The following is a 3,418-nucleotide window of genomic DNA, read 5'->3' as shown; positions in this document are numbered from 1 at the left end:
CCGGTGGGATACGAGAGCGACCTCAACCTGTATGCGTACGTGGGGAACAACCCCATCAACCGTACGGATCCATCGGGAAACTGTCCATGGTGTATTGCGGCTGTGGTAGGTGCGCTCGCCGGTGGGGGCATCGATCTCGGCGCTCAGCTCATCAGCAATGGTGGTAATTTATCTCAAGTAGACTGGGACAGCGTGGGTATCTCGACTGTTGCGGGTGCCGGTCTTTCTCTTCTAGGCCCCACTGGTGGATTGCTGGGACGCGGAGGGGCAAGAGCAATTGAACATGGTTATGCAAAAACTGCGGGATTGCTCAACCACGGAGCTATGCGGTTTGGGTGGACTATTAATAAGGCTCAGGATGCTGTTGTACCGAGCTTGCGTGTCGGGAAAAAGCATTTCGATATACCGGGCATCTCGCTTACTCCCAAGGGGAATCCAGTCAGGGATGGCTTGTCCGCAGGGATTCTGGGAAGTGGGCTCACCTCTCCCTCGCCGTCTCAAGGCAGCATGGGTAATACGAGTGCTGGTGCCAAACCACGGAAGTAAAGAGTAATGGGGTTACCCGTACCAGAAGAGCTTAAGGATCTCATAGTTTCGTGGTTTGAAGCCCACGACTACGAGGATATCCATTTGTACCTAAAAGAGATCGAGGGTGAGGATCCGGAAGATCCAAATCAAGAGTATGACATAAGATATGAAATTAATCTGATCGCCGAAAAAGTCTCCCAGGCTTCGGTATTTATTTGGATTTCTCGTGAGGGATACATAGGAATCGGAATAGAAAAAGTGAGAAATGTGGAAAAAAGAGTCGGAAAGAGAATCTATGGACGTTCAAAACGTGCGTTCATTTATGGGCGTGAGCCGGCGACTGGTTCTTCCGCCGGCGTTTTGGCCTTGTTGAAGGTGGTTTCCGATGGAGAGGTATTGTTATGTTATCAACATATACCCATGCTTCTTTTTCCAAAGATTGGAATTACAAAAGAAACAGCAAAATATCTGGTACAACATGGTTATCCGTCCCTTCGAGACTTCCGGATCATCACGAAAGAAACGGATTCCAACCCTAATATTTTACGGTATGAGCCGTGGAAGTAGGCATATCGGCATTATGGAGATCGATTTCGGTCTGCCATCCAGTCAAGTAGGGCAAGGCGGCCTTCTGCCACGGAAATGATCGTGAGATAGAGATAGTTCCGGCATCCCGGTGTTGCCGCATGGGATAACTGGAAAAGGGTATTCTCCAATCTTGTCTTCCATTACTGACCATCAATCTCGGCGGATCGATGCGCCAATTGTTCTCTCGGCATATCCAAAAGCTGCGTAAGCTATATGGCAAATTCCGTGAAAGCACATTGACGACTTTGGAAGCGCTTGATGGGCATCTGTTTTTCTATCTGGATGGCTCAATTTTATTAATACCTGGATTTTCATTATGGTTCATCGATAGCGAGAACCGATTAGAATATGATGATAGAATTATTTATATAGTTATTTGTTTTTTCATCATTTTCTTCATAAAATGGATAATTCTGTTTTCTCGAACATTGCCGATATATCCCTCGGTTCTTGTCAGGATTTATAGGGTGATGGGGTCATTTTTGTTTGCCACCGCTTCTTCACTGGTTTGTGGCATTGGATATTTCATATTCTGGAACGCCATAAGTGGAGAAGGTGAGCCGGTGTTACTCAGTGGACCGATTAGTCAAATGGAAATAGGTTCGGGAGGACGCTTCATGGGGAAGCCTCACTTTGTAACCTTCCACTATAACGAGCGAAACATCGAAGTGACCGTACCATCGGAGGAATATGCAACACTCAGTCCAGGCCAGACCTACTCCCGCGAGATGAAGCTCGGAGGGCTGGGCTACTACTACAACTGGGGATCGAAGTGGTGGAAATAGCTTTCGGGAGACGATTACTGACCCTGGCCTGCTGATTCAATAATCCACGACGCCAACGGCAACCTGGCGGGAGACGGAGTGTGGACGTACGGCTACGACCATGAGCATCGCTATAGCACCATCAAATTCGTGACGCCTGCACAGCGTCATGCCGGCCTGGACAGCGAGTCTCTGAGGAAACGAAAAGCCCTTTACGAAACGGCAAAGACCAAACATCCTGAGCGCTGGTCTGGCCCTACACGAAACTGGGATAGAACCAATGAGGTCTGGTTAAACCCATCGAAAGAATTGTGTGCTGAACAGATGCGGCGTGTGAAACGGGAACAGAAGCGGCTCAGAACATTCCTGGGGCGGGTGATCCGCGATATTGATCGCAAGGTGGCGTTGCAGGCAGAAGCGGGATGGATGTGGGACGGCATTTCGGTAGGTCTTAAGTCAGGCTTCAATGATTCCCAGTAAATTCCGGCCACCATAGAGAACACGCTCAATCCGCACAATGTCGCCGGTCACGCGGAAGAGAATGGCATAGTTGCCCAGGATTGCCATACGCGCTTCCTCCCCTATATCGGGCCGGAGTTGATACAGCAGCGGATTGTGGCGTATCTCTTGAAGTTTGGCCCGGATTTCCTGAACAAAGGTAATGGCCCGGCGGGGATTGTCCTGAGCGATATGGTCAGCGATATCGTCCAGATCGCTTTCAACAAAACGGGAGAACTCAAGCTGCATTATTTCACCATGCCGGCTGCATCGGCGATGGCTTGATATTTGCGTTCGAGGCGGTCGAGTACGTCCTCGGCAACGGCTCCCTGTGTCTTGTCGCTCAAGGCTTCCTGCCACAGCTGGCGTAATTCCGCGACCCCTTGCTGGCGCAAGCTCCGTTTATATGTCCAATCCCGCAGCGCATCCCGGATGACCTCGCTGCTGGAGGCATATTCGCCGGTGGCCACCGCGCTGCGGACAAGGGAGACCATTTCTGGCGGTAGGGCGATACTGATTTTTTCGGTAGTGGTCATTTGCAAGTCCCGTGGTCGGAATAATTCATACCAAGGTAGCAAAAAAGAGCATCCATAACAAGAATAAACAGTTTTTTCTATGGCTTGGAACCAGGATCACGACCCATAAACTCACCTGCGCATTCGGGCGCTATCGCGTCATCGCGCACCGCGAGCCTGTCTTTGTCGTCCACATGTATTATCACGACCGACGTGAACCGCTTCATCTGGCCGGGGCCGGATCTGCGGACCATGGCTGGCGGCGGCTTTGCCTACAGGCTGCTGCCAGGCGTGATGGCGCGGGATCTGGTCGCGCAGGTCAAAGCCAACGCGAATGACAGATCCCTGCGCATCGTTCCGTGCACCGAATGATCCATAATTCGCTGCCTACTCCTTGGTGCTTTATTCGTCTGGCTTGTCACGTTGCCAGTAGGGGTAGATACTCTGTTCAGAGTCAACACTAATTCATGTTTTTGCTCATGCGGGAAGGGCATAGAAGCGTTGATTATCGAAGGGCTGGTCATG

At 50.7% G+C, this 3,418-nt stretch carries 6 protein-coding genes and 1 pseudogene; 5 read left to right on the top strand and 2 right to left on the bottom strand.

Going from position 1 to position 3,418, the window contains the following annotated elements; all coding sequences use genetic code 11:
• The 4 genes and pseudogenes from BT108_RS14030 to BT108_RS14215 all read left to right on the top strand — a co-directional run.
• Positions 1-546: RHS repeat-associated core domain-containing protein (locus BT108_RS14030; RefSeq protein ID WP_218184880.1), on the top strand; the 546-nt coding region annotated here is incomplete at its 5' end.
• A gap of 6 nt (positions 547-552) precedes the next feature.
• Entirely contained in the window at positions 553-1,095 is a 543-nt protein-coding gene (locus BT108_RS13180) for a hypothetical protein (RefSeq protein WP_072295014.1), read from the top strand.
• 188 nt (positions 1,096-1,283) lie between these two features.
• Positions 1,284-1,901 (top strand): hypothetical protein, encoded by a 618-nt coding sequence (locus BT108_RS13680; protein ID WP_143142513.1) that lies wholly within the window; start codon positions 1,284-1,286, stop codon positions 1,899-1,901.
• A gap of 93 nt (positions 1,902-1,994) precedes the next feature.
• Positions 1,995-2,189 (top strand): annotated as a pseudogene (locus BT108_RS14215) (IS3 family transposase); the annotation flags it as partial.
• A gap of 147 nt (positions 2,190-2,336) precedes the next feature.
• Here the strand turns inward: BT108_RS14215 and BT108_RS13175 are convergent.
• Both BT108_RS13175 and BT108_RS13170 read right to left on the bottom strand, forming a co-directional pair.
• Entirely contained in the window at positions 2,337-2,627 is a 291-nt protein-coding gene (locus BT108_RS13175) for a type II toxin-antitoxin system RelE/ParE family toxin (protein ID WP_072295013.1), read from the bottom strand.
• Complete coding sequence (locus BT108_RS13170; protein ID WP_072295012.1) at positions 2,627-2,914, bottom strand: ribbon-helix-helix domain-containing protein; 288 nt, start codon at positions 2,912-2,914, stop codon at positions 2,627-2,629. The genes BT108_RS13175 and BT108_RS13170 overlap by 1 nt, the downstream gene beginning before the upstream one ends.
• A 192-nt stretch (positions 2,915-3,106) precedes the next feature.
• Between BT108_RS13170 and BT108_RS13885 the strand changes: the two genes are divergently transcribed.
• Positions 3,107-3,265 carry a hypothetical protein gene (locus BT108_RS13885; protein ID WP_177257329.1) on the top strand — a complete coding sequence of 53 codons (159 nt, stop codon included), beginning with the start codon at positions 3,107-3,109 and terminating at the stop codon, positions 3,263-3,265.
• Positions 3,266-3,418: the final 153 nt, after the last annotated feature.

It is taken from the genome of Nitrosovibrio sp. Nv17 (assembly GCF_900119085.1).
Taxonomy (GTDB): domain Bacteria; phylum Pseudomonadota; class Gammaproteobacteria; order Burkholderiales; family Nitrosomonadaceae; genus Nitrosospira.
The sequence above is the reverse complement of the archived record's forward strand: the minus strand, read 5'-3'. Positions and strand labels throughout refer to the sequence as shown.